Origin of the sequence: Lysinibacillus xylanilyticus (assembly GCF_001708185.1) — a bacterium.
In the GTDB taxonomy this organism is placed as follows: Bacteria; Bacillota; Bacilli; order Bacillales_A; family Planococcaceae; genus Lysinibacillus; species Lysinibacillus xylanilyticus_A.
The window spans coordinates 36,093-57,446 of the sequence record NZ_MDDN01000020.1 but is presented as its reverse complement, the minus strand read 5'-3'; the positions used below and the strand labels follow the sequence as shown (position 1 = coordinate 57,446).

Here is a 21,354-nt window from a genome sequence, read left to right as displayed (position 1 = left end):
TCTGTCCGCTCGACTTGCATGTATTAGGCACGCCGCCAGCGTTCGTCCTGAGCCAGGATCAAACTCTCCATAAAAAGAAATTTGATTAGCTCAAATTGTTTTGCTGGCATCATGTTTGATGTCCAAAATTTTGTTTCGTTCACTAACTCAAGGTTAGCTACTAAAAACTTTATTGATTACGTTTTGCTTGTTCAGTTTTCAAGGTTCATTTCGTCGCCGTTTCATTTCAGCAACTTTTATATCATAACATTTCTTATTTTTGTTGTCAACTTCTTTTTTTAGAAGTTTTTTGCTCCTTTTCAGAAGCGACAACTCTTATATAATATCACTCTCGGTTATCGATGTCAACATCTTTTTGAAATGTTTTTTCGAAACCGTTTTTGTTCTTGCGTCGTTTTAACGACAAGTAATAATTTATCACGATTTCATTACATCCGCAAGTGTTTTTTTGCTATAAAATTATCTTTTTTTTAAAATAATTAGTTAGTAAGCTATTTTGTGTTTTTTCGAGTAATAAACAACTCTTGTAATCTTCTAGCTACTACTTTATTTGTTTTACTATACATCTCTTTCTCATAAATCTCAACAAGCTAAATCAATTATGTCTCAGCATAATCGCGTCCGGAATCGACTTTGTGCTCAGGCCTGCCGATGTTTTTTGTGCGAAAGCGAAGCAACACGACGTTGATCTCTCAGGCGTTTTCACAGGATGTGAAGCTCTTAGCCTGAGTCCCCCTATTTCAGCCGGTGTTTGGATACACGCCGAAAAGTGACTTAAAACCGCATTCATCATCTCACCATCTATAGCGGCAGGAGACTGCTGTACCTGTCGCTACGCTTTCGGTACAAAAAACATTTGCTGAAAGAAGTTAAGCTCTAGTCCTTTTTAAACTACTCATTCTTCAGCCTTCCTCAATAATGCCTCAAAGTTACCAGCTGGCTATTCCTACACATCTGGAACGCACCTACGTCATCTACACATTACCCTAACAAATACTCAATAGCGAAAACAGGAGCCAAAGTGCTTCTCCTGCACCTTGACTCCTGCTTATCATGTTTGTCCCTTATCAAATGAAACAATTCATTTTTCTTAAAGAAACTACTACATTAATCATTTTGTTTTTCAACTATACTTAGACACCAAGAGAAATTATCCCACGCAGAATACCAGCCACTGAAAACTTCGGAAGAATCATCCCAACGGACGTCGAATTTTTTCTGACCGTCAATATCTACTAAATATAAAGTAAGGGTCGGATCTACTTTAGAAACCGCTAACTTCATACCGTTTTCAAGTTCTTCTTCAGTTAACGTAACATCTGAAACTGAACGTACTTGTGCCTGTTCAAATACTTGTTTGTTAAAGATTTTGTAATTCATTACAAGCCCCCAATAAAACTTCTGTTACTATTTATTATTTTTATCTGCAAAACATAGTACTCTAAAAGTATAACCTATATTCATTCATCTTTAAAAACACTTATTTAGTAATGTGGCGCATTGTTGGGAATAATAATACGTCACGGATTGAAGGTGAATTTGTAAGAAGCATGATTAAACGGTCGATACCAATACCTAACCCACCTGTTGGAGGCATACCGTATTCTAATGCTTCAATGAAATCATTGTCCATTTCATGCGCTTCGTCGTTACCAGCTGCTTTTTCAGCTAACTGAGCTTCAAAACGTTCACGTTGGTCAATAGGATCATTTAGTTCTGTAAAGGCATTTGCATGCTCACGTCGAACGATAAATAGTTCAAAACGGTCAGTGAAACGCTCGTCCTCTGGATTTTTCTTTGCTAGAGGTGAGATTTCTACTGGATGACCATAAACAAACGTAGGCTGAACAAGAGTTTCCTCAATCTTTTGTTCGAAGAACTCGTTAATAATATGTCCTACCTCATGTGTTTCTTTAACTTCTACTCCATGTTCTTTAGCAAGAGCTTGAGCTTGTTCCTTAGTCATAGGTTGCCAGAAGTCTACACCTGTAGCTTCTTTTACTGCATCTACCATATGAACTCGTTTCCAACCTACAGCAAGGTTAATGTCATCTTCACCGTATTGAACTGTAGTTGTCCCAAGAACTTCTTGAGCTACATGGGCAATAAGGTTTTCTGTTAGAGACATAATATCTTTATAGTCTGCATAAGCTTCATACAGCTCTATCATTGTGAATTCAGGGTTGTGGCGTGTTGAGATCCCTTCATTCCGGAAAACACGACCAATTTCATATACTTTTTCAAGTCCACCAACAATTAGACGTTTCAAATGCAGTTCAATAGCAATACGCATGTATAATTCCATATCAAGTGCATTGTGGTGTGTAATAAATGGACGAGCCGCTGCACCACCCGCAATTGTATGAAGCATTGGTGTTTCAACTTCTAAATAACCTGCATTATCCAAGTAGTTGCGAATGGCACGAATAATTTTAGAACGTGTAATGAATGTAGTTTTACTATCCTCATTCGTCATTAAATCTAAATAACGTTGACGGTAACGTTGTTCAACATCTTGTAAGCCATGGAATTTTTCCGGCATAGGGCGTAAAGCTTTTGATAGGAATGTAAACTCTTCAGCCTTTACCGAAAGCTCTCCTACTTGTGTTCGGAAAACATTACCACGAATCCCTACGATATCACCAAGGTCAGCTTGTTTAAATAATTCATACGCTTCTTCGCCAACGTGATCCTGACGAACGTAAATTTGAATTTGGCCAGCTAGATCTTGAATATGTGCAAAGCCAGCTTTTCCTTTACCACGCTTCGTCATAATACGACCCGCGATAATCACTTCTTGTAGGTTTTCCTCTAGCTGCTCTTTTGATTGATCTGTAAATTGTTCACGTACTTCTGTTGATAAATGTGTACGTTCAAAACGACTACCAAATGGGTCTTGACCATTTTCTCGAATAGCCGTCATTTTTTGGCGTCTCACCAAAAGCTGATCATTTAATTCTTCTATGTTTGACACTTGTTTCACTCCTTATTAAATTGTCCGCGTTTACGTCCATAATATTTCTATTGTACACAATTTTATTGCTGTAATCATCTGTTTCGGTTTAATTTCCATATAAGAAGAAATGATTAATAATTCTAAAAATTAAAGTTGGCAGAAAAATCGACGCCTCTAAACGAACAGCGAGACGCCTTTTTAATATATTAAATAATTAATTCTTTTGCTTCTGGTACTATTAATTTAGATTCACACTCTTCATAGTCTTGTACAAGTCCATTTAATAGCGCACGAAGATCTGCCGCAGTTTCAGTTTGGTTAATCGCTTTTCGCGCTTTACCATTACCGCGAATACCTTTTAAATACCATGAAGCATGTTTACGCATTTCACGTACCGCCACACCTTCTCCTTTTAATTGCATGAGGCGTTCAAAGTGAAGCAAGCACACATCAATTTTTTCACGTACACTTGGCTCTTCCTTTAGCTCACCAGTTTCAAGGTATTGAACTGTACGATAAATCATCCATGGATTACCTAAAGCAGCACGTCCAATCATTACGGCATCCACCCCGGTAGTGTCAAGCATACGTTTTGCATCTTGAGGAGTTTCTACATCACCATTACCAAGAACAGGGATTTTCACATTTTCCTTCACTCGGCGAATGATATCCCAATTTGCTTTTCCTTCGTACATTTGTACACGCGTACGTCCATGAACAGCTACCGCTGAAGCACCAGCACGTTCGGCGGCTTGTGCGTTCTCAACAGCAAAGATATGCTCGTCATCCCAACCAATACGCATTTTTACGCTGACAGGTTTTTTTACTGCATCTACAACAGCCGCTACCATTTCATATAATTTATTCGGATCTAAAAGTAAACGAGCGCCCGCTTCACATTTAATAATTTTATTAACTGGGCAGCCCATATTAATATCGATAATATCAGCAGTTGTGTTTTCATCTACATACTTGGCTGCTTCCACTAGTGTTGCCTTATCACCACCAAAAATTTGTAATGAAAGTGGATTTTCACGCTCATCGATATAAAGCATGCCTAGTGTTTTTTCGTTCTTCTGGACAATCCCTTTATCACTAATCATTTCTGCATATACTAGCCCTGCTCCGAACTCTTTAACAGTTAAACGGAAAGCAGAGTTACAAATTCCAGCCATTGGTGCTAATACGACACGGTTGTCCATGACAATATCGCCAATTTGAAACGGCTTCTCCGTTGTCTGACTCAACGTTGTTTTCCTCCTTCTATAGGTTTTACCTAATCCTATATATCTAATTAACAGACTGGATAAATTTCAGCTCTGTTGATACTTGCCATAAAGTTACGCCTTCTTTTTCACAATCCACCTGTTGCATTATATCGTGTGCCTTTTGCAGCTGTTTTCCAACCGGTATAGGCGCAATTTCTATCAGTGGTACTAGTACAAAAGCTCGTTCATACATTCTTGGATGCGGAACAACTAAGCTCTCTGTTTCAATATTTTCGTGATTGAAAAGCAAAATGTCAAGGTCAATGATTCGAGGGCCCCAACGAAACTCACGAACACGCCCTAGTTCATTTTCAACCCATTGGCAAATTTTCAGCATTTCGGAAGATGAATAACTCGTTTTAATATGAACTGCAATATTTAAAAAATCGGCTTGGTTAGTGTAGCCTACAGCAGCTGTTTCATAAACTGAAGAAGTGTGCACAACATCAATTTCCGCTTTGTCCATTAAAAGTTTAACAGCGAGCTGGAGGTTTTCAAATCTGTCTCCCATATTTGTACCGATCGATAAATACACATCATTCATTCGTAATCACCTCTCGTTACCTCAACTGATACTTCTTTATAATAGCCATGTATTGGCGGGTCTGGTTTAATAAGCTCCACTCGAACACCCTTAACCTTTTCTGAGTATGTTTCTAGGATACTATTTGCTATTTTCGATACAAGTGCTTCGATAAGCTTGAACGGCTCACCTTCCACGATATCACGACATAACGCATAAACCTCTGCATAGTTCACCGTATAATTTAAGTCATCAGTTTCCCCTGCCGTTGTCATATCTACAGCAAGTGAAACATTAGCACGAAAGCGTTGACCGAGTGTAGTTTCCGCTGCTAAAACACCGTGATAGCCGTAAAACTGCATATCCTTTAAATGAATATAATCCATCACACTTCCTCCTTATAAATACGTTTACCTACTAATATATCAGCCATATAAGTAGCTCGCGCCATTTCCCTTACATCATGCACACGAATCATATGGCATCCCTTCTCAATACCATAAACAACTGTTGCGCCTGTACCTTCTACACGCTCCTCAACAGGTAGCTTCAAAACATGACCAATCATTGATTTACGGGAAGTTGCTAGCAAAACAGGATAACCCATTGCTACTAAGTCCTCTAAATGCTGCATCATTTCAATATTTTGGGCAGTTGTTTTAGCAAAGCCTATTCCTGGGTCCAAAATAATATGGTGATCTGGTATACCTGCATTATGAGCAATAGCAATACTCTTCTCTAAATCGGCCTTTGCCGTTACCCAAAAATCAGTTCCATAATCAGTGTTTTCTCGATTATGCATTAAAATAATCGGTACATTTAAATCTGCAGCAACTTGAGCGATCTCAGGATCTGCTTTTGCTCCCCAAATATCATTAATAATATGTGCACCAGCTTCAATAGCTGCTCGTGCGACGTTCGCTTTATACGTATCAACCGATATAACCGCTGGTACTTCAGCTGCTAGCGCTTGTATAACAGGTACAATACGCGCAATTTCATCTTCATCTGAAATACGCTCATAACCTGGGCGTGTTGATTCTCCGCCAACATCAATAATTTTAGCACCCTCTGCTACCATTTTTTTCGCTTGGGCTACAGCAGTTTCAACACTATTGTACTTTCCTCCATCTGAAAATGAATCTGGCGTGACATTTAAAATACCCATCACGAAAGTTTCTGCTGTATAGTCTAACGTGATACCGTTAATAGTTAATGGTGTTGTATATTTTTCTAGCATGTTAACGCTCCTTCTATTCTTGTTCCACTTCATTGACAAATGCTTCATGTAAACACGAATAAACAGGCCCTTCATTGCCTAGTAACTTCTTGTTTTCTAATTTACGAATTGGAACTAGTTCTTGTACAGAGTTGGTAATAAAGCATTCTAAGCTTTGCTCCACATCTGCTTTAGTATAGAAACCTTCCATTACCTTCATCCCTAGAGATTGCGCTCGCTCAATTACCCATGCTCGGATAATTCCAGGTAAAATACCAGTCTCTAGAGAAGGCGTATATAGTATATCATTTTTCACCCAAAAGATATTTGATGTAATACCTTCAGCAACATAGCCATCTTCTGTTAAAAAGAAGCCTTCTTGTTGCGCCAAAGATGGCATTTCAAAACGCCCAAGAACGTTATTGCCATAATGATGTGATTTCACTCGCAGTCCTTTTTCAGGAGTATTACGAGGTGTTACAAGCCACTGTGCGTTTTTTTCCATACCTCTAGGTGTATCATGTAATTCTTTGCGAAAAACAATAACATTCGGATGTCTATATTCAGTCGGCTGCAAACCGATACTATGTTCTCCAGCTGATACATTTAAACGGAAATAGCCATCCTGCCCATTCGCCTGTTCATTTAATTGCTGAACAACCTTTAGTAAATCACCTTCAGTATAAGGAAGATGAATACGATATTGAGAAAGCGCTGTTTGCAACCTCCCCATATGCTCTTCCCAGCAAAACACCTTTCCCTTATACGTTCGAAACGTTTCGAAAAAACCTAAACCATATAAAAATCCATGATCGAATGGCGATATGCGCAAATCCTGCGCCGCTACGTAGTCACCGTTCATCCAACACAGCATTTACTTCGCTCCCTCTACATACAATTCTATAAACTTACGTAGAAGCTTTTTACCTTGCTCCGTCATAATCGATTCAGGATGGTATTGCACGCCCTCAATTGGATAGTCCTTATGACGAATACCCATAATCTCGCCTTCTTCTGTCCATGCAGTTACTTCAAAACATGCTGGTAATGTCTCTTTTTCAACAATCAAGGAGTGGTATCGAGTTGCTTCAAATGGATTTGGCATTCCCTTATGCAAACCTATTTCAGCATGTAAAACGGGCGATGTTTTACCATGCATCAAACGCTCAGCTCGTATAACCTTCCCTCCGAAAACTTGAGCAATTGCTTGATGACCAAGACAAACGCCTAAAATCGGAATATTTCCCGCGAAATACTTAATAATGTTCAGGCTTTCACCTGCTTCATTTGGGCTACATGGTCCTGGAGAAATGACAATCATATCTGGTGCAAGTTGCTCAATATCTTTCAACGTCAATACATCATTTCTTTTTACCACTAATTCATGACCAAATTCCCCAAAATACTGCACTAGGTTATACGTAAATGAATCATAGTTATCAATCATTAAAATCATTTTGCTCGCTCCTCTGCCATTGCCTTTGCCTGCCACATTGCTTTCGCTTTATTTAGAGACTCTTGGTATTCTTTTTCCGGAACAGAATCAATAACAATGCCTGCCCCTGCCTGGATATGCGCTACTCCATCTTTAACAAATGCTGTACGAATAACAATATTAAATTCCATATCACCCGTGTAGCCTAGCCAGCCAATTGAGCCAGTGTATAATCCCCTTCTTACAGGTTCTAACTCTTCGATAATTTCCATCGTACGGATTTTCGGAGCACCTGTTATCGTACCTCCCGGAAACATGGCACGGATCACGTCTGCATTCGTTTTTCCCTCAGCCATTTCTCCTCGTACATTCGAAACAATGTGCATCACATGGGAATAGCGTTCAATGACCATGAACTCATCCACTTCAACCGTTCCAAATGTAGATACCCGTCCTAAATCATTACGCTCTAAATCAACAAGCATTACATGTTCGGCACGTTCCTTGTCGTTATCAATCAATTCCTGCGCTAATGCCAAATCCTCCGCCTCGGATTTCCCTCTTGGTCGTGTGCCAGCAATTGGTCGCGTAGACAATTCATTGCCGTGACGCTTCACCAAAAGCTCAGGTGATCCAGAAACGACAGCAAAATCCGGCGCTTCTATATAAGCCATATAAGGAGACGGGTTAAATGCACGTAATGCTTCATATACATCCATTGCAGTTGCATTTAATTTTTTGGATTGACGTACTGATAAATTCACCTGAAACACATCGCCCTGGGCTATATATGTTTGAATTTTACTTACTGCGTCTTCAAAGTCAGTTCCAGCAAATGATACTAACAATTCACTTTCGTCATTCACTATTTCTACAGCGTTTGTTTTTTCAAATTTGCGTGAAAGCAATCCTTCTTGCGCTGCCCCTTGCCATGCCTTAGCACATTCTTCTAAATCTACGTCACAGTCTGTTAGCTTCATTAGCGTTACTTTATTTGTTTTGACATCATGTACTGCCCAGCAATCAAAGATATAAAAATAAATATCTGGTACATGTAAATCATCTACTGCAGTATTAGGTAGCATTTCAATTTTACGCGCATAATCGTATGTAACAAACCCTATAGCTCCACCTTGAAAAGCAGGAAGCTCAGCATTGTATGAAAGGTGATATTTCTCTAACAATCCCTCTAGCAAAGCAAGAGGCTCACCGTTTAAAACTTCGCTCTCACCATTTCTCCAATTTACAAGCAAACCATTCTCGACCGACTGCGCCGTAGCCAACGGATTCCAAGCTGCTATTGTACAATTCTCTCCACGTCCACTTTCTAAAAATACATGTGCTTGCTCTGCTTCTGTTTGCTTCTTATAGCTATAAAAAAACGAATCTGCATCCATTGTTATTGTTTTCGTAAGTATCGTCTTCAAGTTGCTATTCCCCTTTAAGTCATTTGATGTGATTCCATCTTAACTTGAATACTGCCTAGAAGCGAATATTTTTAAATCACTCCCTTTAATTTATTTCTTTAGGTTTTTACATTTAAAAATTTATAGTTAAACAAAAAAGAACTCCTTGTTGAAAGGAGCCCTAACGTACAAATATAAATAGATTAGTCTTCAAATTGATATAATGGTGTTGATAAATAACGTTCCCCATTAGAAGGTACAATTGCTAGAACATTTGCGCCCTTACCTAAACGTTTTGCTGCTTCAATAGCAGCATAGATAGCTGCACCCGATGAAATACCACATAAAATACCTTCTTCACGCGCTACTTTACGAGCTACCTCGAAAGCAATCTCATTTTCTACTGGAAATACCGAAGAATATACATCTGTATCTAACACTTCAGGTACGAACCCAGCTCCGATGCCTTGAATTTTATGAGGTCCTGGTTGACCGCCAGAAAGCACTGGTGAATCTTTTGGCTCAACAGCAATAATTTCGATATCAGGATATTTCTCTTTTAACACAGCACCTGCACCCGTAATTGTACCTCCTGTACCAACACCAGCAACAAATGCGTCCAATTTTAAACCTTCAAATGCTTCTACAATCTCTGGACCAGTTGTTAAACGGTGAACAACAGCATTAGCTGGATTTGTGAATTGTTGTGGTAAGAAGTAACCATGCTCAGCAGCTAATTCTTCCGCTTTAGCAATCGCACCTTTCATACCTGCTGGTCCAGGTGTTAATACAAGTTCTGCACCATATGCACGTAATAAGTTACGACGCTCCAAACTCATTGTTTCTGGCATCACTAAAATTGCATTATAACCCTTCGCCGCAGCAATCATCGCAAGACCAATACCAGTATTACCAGAAGTAGGCTCAATAATTGTACCACCTGGCTTTAATGTACCGTCTTTCTCAGCTGCTTCAATCATCGCTAAAGCTAAACGGTCCTTTACTGAGCTACCTGGGTTAAAATATTCTAATTTCACATAAACAGTACCTTCGTTTTCACCTGTTGCATGATTTAACTTTACAATTGGTGTTTTACCGACTAATTCAGCTACCGAGTTCGCTAATCTACTCATTTATCCATCCACTCCTAATCCCTACTATTTTCATAGGTTTTACTTATTTTGATTTTATCAACTTTTCCATTCGATTGTCAATCAATAAAACTTATATTTTCAGAATATTTATTGCCATCTAGCTAAACTAGGTTAAATAAAAAATCTGCTCAATATCCTAGAGTAGCCGTTACTCTGTTGACGCTAAACGTCTGCAGTGTTTTCCTGGCTCACTTTTCAAGCAGATATCTTGCAGATTCTTTAACTTCTTTTATGTAACGTAAGTGAAACGGCAGTTACAAATTTTTTTGTAGCGAAAGCGAAGCGACAGCAACACACGACTGAGTGACCAACATCGAGTTGGCCTAAAGCCTCCGGCGGATGTCATTTCGGAGCAATCTGTTATTTACCTTTTTTTGCTTCTCCGTAATACCAAGTTGCATTGAATTCCGACCAAAATGCTTCTGGTGTAACAGATTGTGGCAATTGTTCTAGCGCAAGCTCACGTTCAATATGTTCTTTCACATCGTCGTATGTAAAGGATTGTCCTTCTACTATTTCTTGAACTTGTACAATTCCGTAATGTCCGTTATCAAGCTTAAATGCTTTACTAACTTCACCTACTTTTAAAGCCTCCGCGGCTTTTAAAATGGCAGGATCAACATTTTCCTGTTTTTCTGTAAGGAAACCGATATCTCCTCCTAAACTAGCTGACGCGCTATCTACTGAGATTTCACGTGCTAGTACTGAAAAATCTGAGGCACTTTTTATTTCACTTAACGCTTCCTCAGCAGCTTTTTTGGAGTCCACCTCGATAAAATTAGTACGATAGCTTGTTTTCGTATTATACAGTGCCTGATTTTCCTCATAATATTTTTCAATACTGTCTTCTTTAATAACTACATCTTTTGTCAGTACCTTATCTAAAATAAGTTGTGAGCGGATTTTTTGTCGTAGCTGCTCCGCTGAAAGGTTTTTCATGGCTGTATCAAATTTATCTTGAGCAGTACGCATTAAAGCTAGCTCTAAATCAATCTCTTCATCCGTAACTTTTATTTTATATTTCTTCGCTGCATTTTCCATCACAGATTCATTCACTAAATTTTGTAGTGTCTCTTTACCATAGCGTTCTTCCATGGCAACCATCCACTCTTGACGTGTAATAATATCCCCGTCAATGGCAGCGACTTGTTCATCGCTACCAATTTCTTGAACTTCATTTGGGATTAACCAAGCAATAAGCCATAGAATATTTCCTAATAATAAAATTACAATAACTGTTAAAGCAGGTTTAGTTTTTAAACGGCGGTGCAATAAGGGCGTTTGGTTGGACGGTGTAGTTTTTAAAGGTCTTCGATTACGCGTTGAGCTCATCGATAAAACCTTCTAGCTCTTCTTTTGAGAAATGGTATGTTTCTAAACAGAAGTGACATTGTGCTTCTGCTTCGCCATCTTCATTAATCATTTCTCGAATTTCCTGTGTCCCTAACCCTAAAATTGCTGCACCAAATCGCTCTTTTGAACATTGACATTTAAATGCTACTGGCATGGAATCTAAAATTTGTAAATGACCCTTTCCTAATACAGCTTCTAAAATTTGCTCTGGTGTAAAGCCTTTTTCAATCATTTTTGAAACTGGCTCTATAGTAGCCAGATGCTGTTCGATTTCATCGATTGTTTCTTCTTCACAGCCTGGCATTAATTGAAGGATGAAGCCGCCTGCTGCGAGAATTGTGTTATCAGGATTTACTAAAACACCTAGTCCAACTGATGAAGGTACTTGCTCTGATGTAGCAAAGTAGTAAGTAAAATCTTCAGCGATTTCACCTGATACGATAGGTGTTTGTCCAGAGAACATATCTCTTAAGCCGAGGTCTTTTACGATTGTTAATGCACCTTCTGTCCCTACACCTGCACGTACATCTAGCTTACCTTGCTCGTTTAACTCAAAATGAACCTGAGGATTCGTTACAAAGCCACGTACTTCTCCTTTAGCGTTACTATCAATCACCATTGGACCAATTGGACCGTCTCCTTCAATTTTAATAGTGATTTTTTCTTCACCCTTTAACATAGCACCCATCATCGTAGCAGCAGTCATCGAACGACCAAGGGCTGCCGACACAACTGGCCATGTATTATGACGACGTTGCGCTTCTCCTACTGTTGCTGTTGTACAAGCTGCAAAAACACGAACCTGTCCGTTAAACCCTAAACCTCGTACTAAATAGTCTTTCATAAATGAAATGTCCCTCATTTCTTATTGATTACGTTTGTATAGCTTATATAAGCCTTTTAATGTTAAAAACGGGTCGACTATATCAATAACTTGCGTCTCCCCAGCAATTAAATTTGCTAATCCTCCAGTAGCAATAACTAAAGGCTCTTCCTTACTTTGCGCTTTAATGCGATTAACAATTCCCTCTACTTGCCCAACAAAGCCATAAAAAATTCCGGCCTGCATCGCAGATACAGTTGTCTTTCCAACAATATGTGGAGAGCGCAATATTTCAATACGCGGCAATCTAGCTGCCTGTGTATAGAGTGCCTCCGTAGAAATAGAAATACCTGGAGCAATAGCACCGCCCATATAATCGCCCTTTTCGTTTAAGTAACAATATGTTGTGGCAGTACCAAAATCAACAATGATCAGCGGTGCTTTATAAGCTTCTAGGGCTGCAATAGCGTTCACTATGCGGTCTGAGCCAACTTCACGCGGGTTTTCATATTTAATATTCAATCCTGTTTTCACACCTGGTCCTACAACGAGCGGTTTTTTACGGAAATACTTTTGACACATCGCTTCTAACGAAAACATAATTGGTGGTACAACAGAGGATATGATAATACCTTTAACTTGTTCAAATGAAATGCCTGCATGATTAAAGAAAGATAGTACTTGCATTGCGTATTCATCTTCTGTTTTATGAAGGTCTGTCACCATACGCCAATGGAAGGCTAATTGATCGTTGTCATCATAGACACCTAAAACGATATTCGAATTCCCTGCATCTAAAACTAAAATCATGGTTGATGCCTCCTATTTATTGCACCTCATCGTAATTGTACCTGTCACTATACGATTGATACAACTAAAACAATGCATACTCATGCACAAAAAGTAAAGATCAATTATGCATCGGCATAATTGCATCCGAAATCGCCTTTGCGATTGCACAAAGAAGTTAAAACACTTAGAAAATGATACCACACTTTTATTCCTACGAAATAGCATTCATCTCACTACAAAAGGGAGTCACCCTCATCATGGGTATCTCCTTTCAATAATTTATTTCCTATCACCAAAACGTGGGGTTGATTTCCGTTCCGGCTGGATGCTTTCCTGGGGGCGTCCTATGAGCCGCTTCACTCGCGTTGCTCGCTCCAGGGTCTCATCTGTGACGCTGATCCCCAAGGAGTCACCCAGCCTCCACTCCAATCAACCAATCTACTTAGCGTGTGTCTTCTGGCAGGGCACTCTATTTATAGTTATAAAAAAGCTTCAACAATGTATGCTTTTGCGCGAAAGCATAGCGTTAGCAATAACAGGTCTGCAATACTTCCATGTTATAGGTCGCCATATTACGTTTTACGCTATCGCTGATTGGAGTGGAAGGCTACTCGACTCCCGTGGGAAAGCGAGACAGGCGAGACCCTGCACGGAGCGTAGCGGAGGAAGCGGCTCGACGCTCGCCCACAGGAAAGCGAGTAGCCTGGAACGGAAATCAACTTCACTTTTTTTAGTATGAAATTTATTTATTTTGAAAGGAGCCACCCTCATATAGGTAGCTCCTTACATATTATTTAAAATTAAATTTTTCTGGGTCTGGTCCACAACGTAATCCATCATTTAGTGTATCTAATTGAGCCATTTCTTCCTCTGTTAACGCAAAGTCAAAGACCGTTAGATTTTCCGTCATACGTGTAGGAGTCATTGTTTTTGGAATTGTTACTACACCATGCTGAAACACCATAGCCTACTAACAGCATTTCTAAACCATTATTCAATGTTATGCTTCCCACTTTTTAACACTCCTATCCATATTGGCTATACATCAAGCGTTCTGATGTATTTGTACGGAACAAATAGTAGAAACTCTATTACGCAGCTGCGTAAAATAATATTTCTATCCTAATATCTTATGCTGAAAAAAGGCAAAGAAAAAGACTGCTTACAAAAATAGTAAACAGTCTTTCCAATATTAATCACGTTTTTCATCGATACCTTTAGGTGTATCGTTTGGCTCTTGACCTTCTTTTGGTAGATCAGCCGTTGTTGGAGCTGGCTCATTGTTAAGCAATTCTTTTTTAACAACTGGTTCACCAACTACATCTAATGTTGGTTGAACTTCAACTTTAAGAGTTTTTTCTACAACCGTTTCAACCTCTGGTTCTGGTAAAACACCGTGGTCACGTAAATGCTCGATTTCTTGCGCATTCAATGTTTCTTTTTGCATTAATGTGTTAGCAATTAAATCAAGTAAATGACGTTTTTCAGTTAGGATTCGTTTCGTACGCTCATATTGCGAATCGATAATTTTTTGCATTTCTTTATCAATTTCATAAGCGATTGAATCAGAGTAGTTTTGATCTGAATTAAAGTCACGACCAAGGAATACATTCCCACCCTGACTTGAACCAAACTGCATTGCACCAAGATTTTCACTCATACCATATTCAGTGACCATGGCACGTGCAATACTTGTTACCTTTTGGAAGTCATTATGTGCCCCAGTAGATACTTCACCAAGTACGATTTCCTCTGCTACACGACCACCAAGAAGTCCAGCAATACGGTCTAATAGTTCTTGTTTTGTTGTGAAGAAACGTTCTTCCTTCGGTAACATAATCGCGTAACCTCCAGCTTGACCACGAGGAACGATTGTTACTTTGTGTACTGTATCCGCTTCATCTAGCTCTAAACCAACGACTACGTGGCCGGCCTCATGGAAGGATACAAGTTTCTTTTCTTTCGCTGAGTAAACACGGCTAGCTTTTGCTGGGCCTGCAATTACTCGATCAGATGCCTCATCGATATCTGCCATATTAATTGTACGTTTACTTTTACGAGCAGCTACAAGTGCAGCTTCATTTAACAAGTTCTCTAAGTCGGCACCTGAGAATCCAGGAGTACGTTGTGCAACAGCTGCTAAATCCACTGTATCCGATAAAGGCTTGTTACGCGCATGCACTTTTAGAATAGCTTCACGACCTTTTACATCAGGGTGTCCTACTGTAATTTGACGGTCAAAACGACCAGGTCGTAATAACGCTTTATCTAAAATATCTGGGCGGTTTGTTGCAGCGATAATAATAATACCTTCGTTTGCTCCGAAACCATCCATTTCAACTAACAATTGGTTCAGTGTTTGTTCACGCTCGTCATGGCCACCACCAAGACCTGCGCCACGTTGACGACCTACTGCATCAATCTCATCGATAAAGATGATACACGGTGCGTTTTTCTTAGCATTTTCAAATAAGTCACGAACACGTGATGCACCGACACCAACAAACATTTCTACGAAGTCAGAACCTGAAATCGAGAAGAATGGTACGCCTGCCTCACCCGCTACTGCTCGTGCAAGTAATGTTTTACCTGTACCTGGAGGACCTACAAGTAAGATACCTTTTGGAATACGTGCACCGATTTCAGTGAATTTGCGGTGGTCTTTTAAGAAATCAACAACCTCTACAAGCTCCGCTTTCTCTTCATCAGCACCCGCTACATCTGTAAAACGAACTTTTTTCTTTTGATCGTCATAAAGTTTAGCTTTACTTTTACCAAAGCTCATCACTTTATTACCGCCACCTTGAGATTGACTCATTAGGAAGAAGAATAAGAAAATGATAATGATGAAAGGAATAATCCCCGTAAAGAATTGAATCCATCCACTTGTTTCCGGCGCTGTTAAATATCTAATATTACTATTCTTATCCTTAGCAGCCTCATCGATGCGGTCCATTAAAGATTGGTTATCACGAGGGATATTTACTGTGAATTTTTGACCCTTTTCATAACCCTTCAGTGTACCTTCAACGATGTATACTGATTTATCAGGTTGAATTGTCGCACTTGTTATTTCTTTCTTATCTAGAGCTTCTTGAAACTCAGCATAAGTTAACTCTTTCGTTGGTGCATTGCCACCGTTGAAAGTACCAAAAATACCGATAATCACCAGGAAAATCAGTAAATAGAATATGGTATATCGAAATATTCGATTCATCTCCAGCCTCCTCATTACAAACAGAAAAATTATAAGTAAAATCTTAACATATCATGATTTCATCATACAACGAAAAGCCCTGCTTTAAAAAAGTTTCGTTCGATTTTTGTCGAAATCAAAACATATTCATGCATTTATCAAGTATACCTCGGCATAATTGTATCCCAGCGTAGTTGTACCTATTCCTTTATCTTGATACAGCTGAACAATATGCCTAAATTTTTGAATTACGCTTAAAAAAAGTTCATCACCATAACGTGAGGTTAATTTTCGCTCCGACTGGGCACTCTATTCCTCGCTTAGGGAAGCATGTATTTTATGTGCGAGAGCGTAGCTGCAGCAACACGATGTTGGTCACGAAGGCGTTATCACAGAATGTGTTGCTCTTAGCCTTCGTTCCTCTATCACTAATCCTCAAGGAGTCGCCCAGCCTCCACTCAAATCAACTTATATACATGACATACGTTTTAACAAATGTCATCGATAACTTTTGGTGATGAGCCAAAAAACAAAAATCTATGACCTTCGCTGGAGGCTCTCTCGTTTCATAGTTGGTGTACTTTCGTTAACCCCTACTTCTTAGAAAGAATAGACTTCTGGTTTTAAAATGCCGATATATGGTAAATTACGGTATTTTTCTGCATAATCTAAGCCATACCCTACAACAAAGCCGTCTGGCACTTCAAAACCAACATAATCAGCATCTAAGTTTACTTTACGACCTGATGGCTTATCTAACAATGTAACGATTTTGATGGATTTTGCTTTACGGTATTTAAATAAGTCTACTAAATAGCTTAAAGTTAAGCCGCTATCAATGATATCCTCAATAATTAATACGTCACGCCCCTCAACGCTTGTATTTAAATCCTTTAGAATTTTTACTTCGCCTGACGAAACTGTGGCATTGCCATAGCTAGAAACATCCATAAAGTCTAGCTCAATGAAAGAATCGAAACGTTTCATTAAGTCTGTCATAAAAGGCATTGCCCCTTTTAGAACACCAACAGCTAGCGGGAATGCATCTTTGTATTCCTCTGTCAATTGTGCTCCTAACTCAGCGATTCTTTCTTGTAATTGTTCTTCTGAAATCATAATTTTTTCGATGTCATTTTGTAACATATCGATTCCTCCTCGTGTGTATAAAAAAATTTTCAACCATTTGTGGTGAAATTTTACAAAGACCTTAGTCTACGATGAGCACTGTATCATCGTTAGGTTGTGGAGTGGTTGAAAAAAACATTCCCATACGCACACCAATTACCGCTACTACCTCATCAGATTGAGAAATCAGTAACGGCCAGCTATTTCGCTCATTTAAAGGAATCTTTTCATCTATAAAAAGGCGAGATAAACGTTTCGGCTGATCCATACCTTTTAACAGCATTCTGTCTCCTTCCTTACGCGCTCTAACATAGAGTGGAAGTTTGAGTTTGCTAGCGTTAAAATAAAAAAGTTTTGCAGTATCCGTTATCATTTCAGACGATAAATCAGACAACTTGACTACGCATAAATGTTCACCATTTGTCAATGTGGCCCACCCATTAGCAGTTGAAATAACTTTTTTCTCAGGAGAAGTTTGCCCTTCTAATGGGTCTTTCTTCTGAATCGTTAATTTTCCATAACGGCGAACTGCTATAAAATCTTCTGGCAAGTGAACTTCAGCATACCCAGCTGTCGTATCACAAAGCTTTGAAATTGAAGTCAATAAAGCATAACTTTGTATCGTATTTGAATCTTTGTAAAGATAGTTTAATAGTATTAAAATGAGCCTCCTTTGTAAAGCAAGTGGTACCAATTGAAAAGCTTCAATTTCCATGCTATATGTATTTCCGCTTCTAATTTGTATCGTTCTAGAAAATACATCTTCCGCTAATGCCATTAAATAGGCATCATCTTCTTGCAATTGTTTTGTAAAATGGGTCACCTGCTCCGTTACTCGAGGATTTTCAGCTTCCAATAATGGCACCACATGATGTCTAAAACGATTGCGTACATAGGTGTCTTTAGAATTGCTAGCGTCTTCCCGATAATCTAAACCTTGTATAAGTAAATATTCCCCTATTTCGGACTTTGTAACCGTTAAAAACGGACGAATTAATGATTTTCCTTCAAAAAAGCGTTGTGAACGTATACCTTGCATACCATTTATCGTTGCATTTTTTGTCAGGGCCATTAATACTGACTCCAGTTGGTCGTCCGCATGATGTGCAGTTACAAGCTTGCTAGCGTTTGTTTTTTGCATGACCTCTTTAAAATATTGATACCGTTCTCTACGACAAATAAGCTGTGAATTCCCATTTTCTAAAGCCATGATTTCTGGTATTGGAATAGCTTTTGCATATAAGTTTACACCATACTCATCACAATATTTTTGGACAAAAGCTCTATCCTCAGCAGATGCCTCACCTCTTAGCATATGATCAACATGTACGGCTTCTACCGTAATCCCCCATTGCTCTTTTGTTGTAACAAAATAATGGAGTAAAGCCATTGAATCTAATCCACCCGAAACGGCGACGAGAAGATGATCGTCTGGCTGTAATAATTGTTCTTTTTCAATAAATAATTTGACCTTTAATTCAAGTGACAAACGCTTCTCCTCCCCTTTTCGTTTTCTATTTTGTTGATTTACTCATAGAATGTTCAACTGGTCTAAACACAGCCCATGTAGGTACAACATGGGTAACTTCTAGCATCAATACAGTGCAATCGTCGTCAATGTTATAAAAAGATTGGAAAGATTGCATAATCGTTGTTAGTTTTTCCTGTATGGATTTAGTAGTGCCTGCTACCTGCTGCGCATACGCTAAAAATGTCTCCTCCTGCTCGTCCCAATCATCCACACTTGAAAATAATCCATCGGAGTGCATTAAAATTACATCGCCCGCTTTCAGCTTTCTTTTTTCAGCCTCGACTGCTGAAATAGATAAAAATCCTACAGGCGCTGCATTACTTTCAACCTTCAGCACCTCTTTCCCACGTAAAATATACGTAGACATTCCCCCAGCCTTCCACGACCATAAATCACCGTGTTGTAAATCGACAAGGGCAAAATCAAGCGTTGCATACATATCATTTTGTTGCTTTAAAGACATAACATAATGCAACGTATGCATCGCAGTTTCTGGGTTCATATTGTAATTTAAGCATTCCCGCATTAAATGTATTAATTTTCTACTTTCATGCTGTGCTTCTTTACTCTGACCCATACCATCTGACAATAAAATTGCAAATAGTCCAGGATGCAATTGAAATAATGCATGGGAATCACCTGAATATAACGTCGCATCTTTAGACATGCTATATATATCATACTCTACTTCAAAGCTTATAGCTGATCTAAAGCTTACTTGAATGTGACGAAATGGTACATCACATGCTACTACTTTTTCAATTTCAAAGGGTTCTTCAAAAATATCGTATAAAATTGGCAGTATCATCCGTTCAGCTACTGTCGTGTCTTCCTCCCAATTGACACGTGCCGGTGCTAAGGCACATACAATTTTTCGTGCTCCAGGCTTATTGCTTATTACATCTAGTTGAAAGCATTCAATATGTGCATCTTTTAATCGTTGAGTAATGTCCTTTTCCACACTGACGAAGGAGATAGCCTCTTCTTTCATCTCCGCTATTAATTGATTTAGATGATTGCTCATATCCCGCAGCTGAAGCGCAATCATTTTCTTACCATGAAAATACTGTCCATTAATGCGCTCTCTATACAACTCTGTTTCTAATTCTTCAAAAATCTTCGTTGATTTTACACATTTAAAGCGTAGTTGTTCTTCGACACGGTGAAGAGCAGATTCCTTTCCAACGCCTTTCATATGGAACCAGTCCGTCATAAGCTTGTCCATTCCGTTATTTTGTGCTCCCCAACAACGATCATAGCGGAAGCAACTTAAACATGTATTCATCGGTGATATTTCCTTTGCCTCTTCTATCGGGACCGTCATAAAGCGTTCAAACACAAGCTCCTTCATAAATTGTACAAAATGCTGGAAATGCTCTAGTTTATACGTAACATGCTCCGTTAACCAATTTTGCCGAGCGAGTAAGACCTCCTCGCGCTGCGGAAACAGTTTGTCCCGCACCTTATCAGAATATTTTTGGGGGATGGTTAGAAAAACAATACTCCCGATCGCAATCGATGTGAAATAGACACTATCTAACGGTAATGTTGCATCGTAAAATAAAAAAAACACACTTGGCAAAATGCTACCAATTGCTACACCAAACCTTCCAGCGCGAGCTCCCATCCCTGCGCACAATCCCGTTAAAGTTGCTACTGAAAGCATACCTGAAAACGAAAGTTTTGCAACACCAATGAGAGTCCCGAGCACTGCTCCAATAACCGTTGCTAATGGTACACTTCCTACTAACGCACCAAAGCAAATTAATAGTTGTAATAGAAAAATGGGAAGTGAAAAATAGCTTATGACAATTGCTTGCATCCCTGTAAGCATAGCAGCAAATACAACTAATCCAGAACCTAGCTTCTCATATGTCCAATGACTCGTAAACCATTCATAAGAATTAACAAACAATACTTGCATAAACAGTGTCATAATAAGAGCTAAAGCTGCTTCACAGCCTACATAAAATTGTACAAGCACCGGTGGTAAGCCTTGATACATAACCCCCTGCCACATAATCTGCACAAACAGTACCGCTAAAGAGACCGCAATACTTTGTGGCAGCTGCCAATAGCGAAAGCGCATAATACATTCATACATAACAATTTGCAACGCTAAAATGAAGACTTGTCCAAAACCAAGGAAAAAACACCCTATTAAACCACCAAACAAAACATATTTGGCATATTCCTTATACTTCGTTCGAATAATTGCCCAAAAAGGAACCGAGAAAGGTACAGCCGCTTCAAATACAACAGACTGAGCTAAAAAAAAGGATGTTAAAAAGAGTAGGGAGCCAATCATCAATTGCCTTTTTTTCGCTCCTAATTTTTGATCATCGTCTACATTTGCTGTGTTATACCATTCAATACTCGTCATTTCACTATCCCCTTTCTGCACTTTTGGCTATTATAAAAAATTATGTGTGGAAAGATTGTCTGACGGTGACAGAAAAAAATATAAACATTTCGACGAATACATATACATAAATACGAGATATGGCAACAATTCCCACGAAAACTATAGAGTGTAATCGCGTCCGGGATCAACTTTATGCTTAAGCCTGCAG

The 21,354-nt window shown here is 39.0% G+C and carries 17 protein-coding genes, 1 rRNA gene and 1 pseudogene; all 19 read right to left on the bottom strand.

What is annotated here, in order from left to right; genetic code table 11:
* Positions 1–74: ribosomal RNA gene (locus BFJ97_RS21240) — 16S ribosomal RNA — on the bottom strand; the annotation flags it as partial.
* A 1,033-nt stretch (positions 75–1,107) separates the two neighbouring features.
* The gene (locus tag BFJ97_RS21235) at positions 1,108–1,380 is read right to left on the bottom strand and encodes a hypothetical protein (protein ID WP_068986616.1); all 273 of its coding nucleotides are present in this window, start codon (positions 1,378–1,380) and stop codon (positions 1,108–1,110) included.
* A 100-nt stretch (positions 1,381–1,480) separates the two neighbouring features.
* A complete protein-coding gene (gene lysS / locus BFJ97_RS21230; RefSeq protein ID WP_175401827.1) occupies positions 1,481–2,983 on the bottom strand; it encodes a lysine--tRNA ligase in 1,503 nt (500 codons plus the stop codon).
* A 179-nt stretch (positions 2,984–3,162) separates the two neighbouring features.
* On the bottom strand, positions 3,163–4,203 hold the full coding sequence (dusB, locus tag BFJ97_RS21225; RefSeq protein ID WP_068986614.1) for a tRNA dihydrouridine synthase DusB: 1,041 nt from the start codon (positions 4,201–4,203) through the stop codon (positions 3,163–3,165).
* A gap of 43 nt (positions 4,204–4,246) precedes the next feature.
* Positions 4,247–4,768, bottom strand: coding sequence for a 2-amino-4-hydroxy-6-hydroxymethyldihydropteridine diphosphokinase (folK, locus tag BFJ97_RS21220; protein WP_068986613.1), 522 nt, complete (start codon positions 4,766–4,768; stop codon positions 4,247–4,249).
* Positions 4,765–5,133, bottom strand: coding sequence for a dihydroneopterin aldolase (folB, locus tag BFJ97_RS21215; protein WP_068986612.1), 369 nt, complete (start codon positions 5,131–5,133; stop codon positions 4,765–4,767). The genes folK and folB overlap by 4 nt, the downstream gene beginning before the upstream one ends.
* Positions 5,133–5,987 (bottom strand): dihydropteroate synthase, encoded by an 855-nt coding sequence (gene folP, locus BFJ97_RS21210; RefSeq protein ID WP_068986611.1) that lies wholly within the window; start codon positions 5,985–5,987, stop codon positions 5,133–5,135. Before folP ends, folB begins: the two co-directional genes overlap by 1 nt.
* 13 nt (positions 5,988–6,000) lie before the next feature.
* Positions 6,001–6,840 (bottom strand): aminodeoxychorismate lyase, encoded by an 840-nt coding sequence (gene pabC / locus BFJ97_RS21205; RefSeq protein ID WP_068986610.1) that lies wholly within the window; start codon positions 6,838–6,840, stop codon positions 6,001–6,003.
* Complete coding sequence (pabA, locus tag BFJ97_RS21200) at positions 6,841–7,422, bottom strand: aminodeoxychorismate/anthranilate synthase component II (RefSeq protein WP_068986609.1); 582 nt, start codon at positions 7,420–7,422, stop codon at positions 6,841–6,843. It lies immediately after the preceding gene.
* Positions 7,419–8,828, bottom strand: a complete 1,410-nt coding sequence (locus tag BFJ97_RS21195; protein ID WP_068986608.1) for an anthranilate synthase component I family protein — start codon at positions 8,826–8,828, stop codon at positions 7,419–7,421. Before BFJ97_RS21195 ends, pabA begins: the two co-directional genes overlap by 4 nt.
* 182 nt (positions 8,829–9,010) lie before the next feature.
* Entirely contained in the window at positions 9,011–9,940 is a 930-nt protein-coding gene (cysK, locus tag BFJ97_RS21190; RefSeq protein WP_068986607.1) for a cysteine synthase A, read from the bottom strand.
* 381 nt (positions 9,941–10,321) lie between these two features.
* Positions 10,322–11,293 carry a peptidyl-prolyl cis-trans isomerase gene (locus BFJ97_RS21185; protein WP_068986606.1) on the bottom strand — a complete coding sequence of 324 codons (972 nt, stop codon included), beginning with the start codon at positions 11,291–11,293 and terminating at the stop codon, positions 10,322–10,324.
* On the bottom strand, positions 11,277–12,158 hold the full coding sequence (gene hslO, locus BFJ97_RS21180) for an Hsp33 family molecular chaperone HslO (protein ID WP_068986605.1): 882 nt from the start codon (positions 12,156–12,158) through the stop codon (positions 11,277–11,279). Before hslO ends, BFJ97_RS21185 begins: the two co-directional genes overlap by 17 nt.
* A gap of 21 nt (positions 12,159–12,179) precedes the next feature.
* Complete coding sequence (locus BFJ97_RS21175; protein WP_068986604.1) at positions 12,180–12,947, bottom strand: type III pantothenate kinase; 768 nt, start codon at positions 12,945–12,947, stop codon at positions 12,180–12,182.
* 772 nt (positions 12,948–13,719) lie between these two features.
* Positions 13,720–13,884, bottom strand: a pseudogene (locus BFJ97_RS23880) (aldo/keto reductase); the annotation flags it as partial.
* A 237-nt stretch (positions 13,885–14,121) separates the two neighbouring features.
* Complete coding sequence (gene ftsH / locus BFJ97_RS21165) at positions 14,122–16,146, bottom strand: ATP-dependent zinc metalloprotease FtsH (RefSeq protein WP_068986602.1); 2,025 nt, start codon at positions 16,144–16,146, stop codon at positions 14,122–14,124.
* Positions 16,147–16,725: 579 nt separating this feature from the next.
* Positions 16,726–17,268, bottom strand: a complete 543-nt coding sequence (gene hpt / locus BFJ97_RS21160) for a hypoxanthine phosphoribosyltransferase (protein ID WP_068986601.1) — start codon at positions 17,266–17,268, stop codon at positions 16,726–16,728.
* Positions 17,269–17,332: 64 nt separating this feature from the next.
* Positions 17,333–18,739 carry a tRNA lysidine(34) synthetase TilS gene (gene tilS, locus BFJ97_RS21155; RefSeq protein WP_068986600.1) on the bottom strand — a complete coding sequence of 469 codons (1,407 nt, stop codon included), beginning with the start codon at positions 18,737–18,739 and terminating at the stop codon, positions 17,333–17,335.
* A 25-nt stretch (positions 18,740–18,764) separates the two neighbouring features.
* Positions 18,765–21,164 (bottom strand): SpoIIE family protein phosphatase, encoded by a 2,400-nt coding sequence (locus tag BFJ97_RS21150; RefSeq protein WP_068986599.1) that lies wholly within the window; start codon positions 21,162–21,164, stop codon positions 18,765–18,767.
* Positions 21,165–21,354 lie beyond the last annotated feature (190 nt).

Bases quoted from the DNA above. Each gene is read 5' to 3' on its own strand.
- ftsH (WP_068986602.1), bottom strand. From the start codon at position 16,146: ATGAATCGAATATTTCGATATACCATATTCTATTTACTGATTTTCCTG.
- BFJ97_RS21175 (WP_068986604.1), bottom strand. From the start codon at position 12,947: ATGATTTTAGTTTTAGATGCAGGGAATTCGAATATCGTTTTAGGTGTC.
- folP (WP_068986611.1), bottom strand. From the start codon at position 5,987: ATGCTAGAAAAATATACAACACCATTAACTATTAACGGTATCACGTTA.
- BFJ97_RS21235 (WP_068986616.1), bottom strand. From the start codon at position 1,380: ATGAATTACAAAATCTTTAACAAACAAGTATTTGAACAGGCACAAGTA.
- pabC (WP_068986610.1), bottom strand. From the start codon at position 6,840: ATGCTGTGTTGGATGAACGGTGACTACGTAGCGGCGCAGGATTTGCGC.
- hpt (WP_068986601.1), bottom strand. From the start codon at position 17,268: ATGTTACAAAATGACATCGAAAAAATTATGATTTCAGAAGAACAATTA.
- BFJ97_RS21185 (WP_068986606.1), bottom strand. From the start codon at position 11,293: ATGAGCTCAACGCGTAATCGAAGACCTTTAAAAACTACACCGTCCAAC.
- pabA (WP_068986609.1), bottom strand. From the start codon at position 7,422: ATGATTTTAATGATTGATAACTATGATTCATTTACGTATAACCTAGTG.
- BFJ97_RS21150 (WP_068986599.1), bottom strand. From the start codon at position 21,164: ATGACGAGTATTGAATGGTATAACACAGCAAATGTAGACGATGATCAA.
- hslO (WP_068986605.1), bottom strand. From the start codon at position 12,158: ATGAAAGACTATTTAGTACGAGGTTTAGGGTTTAACGGACAGGTTCGT.
- cysK (WP_068986607.1), bottom strand. From the start codon at position 9,940: ATGAGTAGATTAGCGAACTCGGTAGCTGAATTAGTCGGTAAAACACCA.
- folK (WP_068986613.1), bottom strand. From the start codon at position 4,768: ATGAATGATGTGTATTTATCGATCGGTACAAATATGGGAGACAGATTT.
- folB (WP_068986612.1), bottom strand. From the start codon at position 5,133: ATGGATTATATTCATTTAAAGGATATGCAGTTTTACGGCTATCACGGT.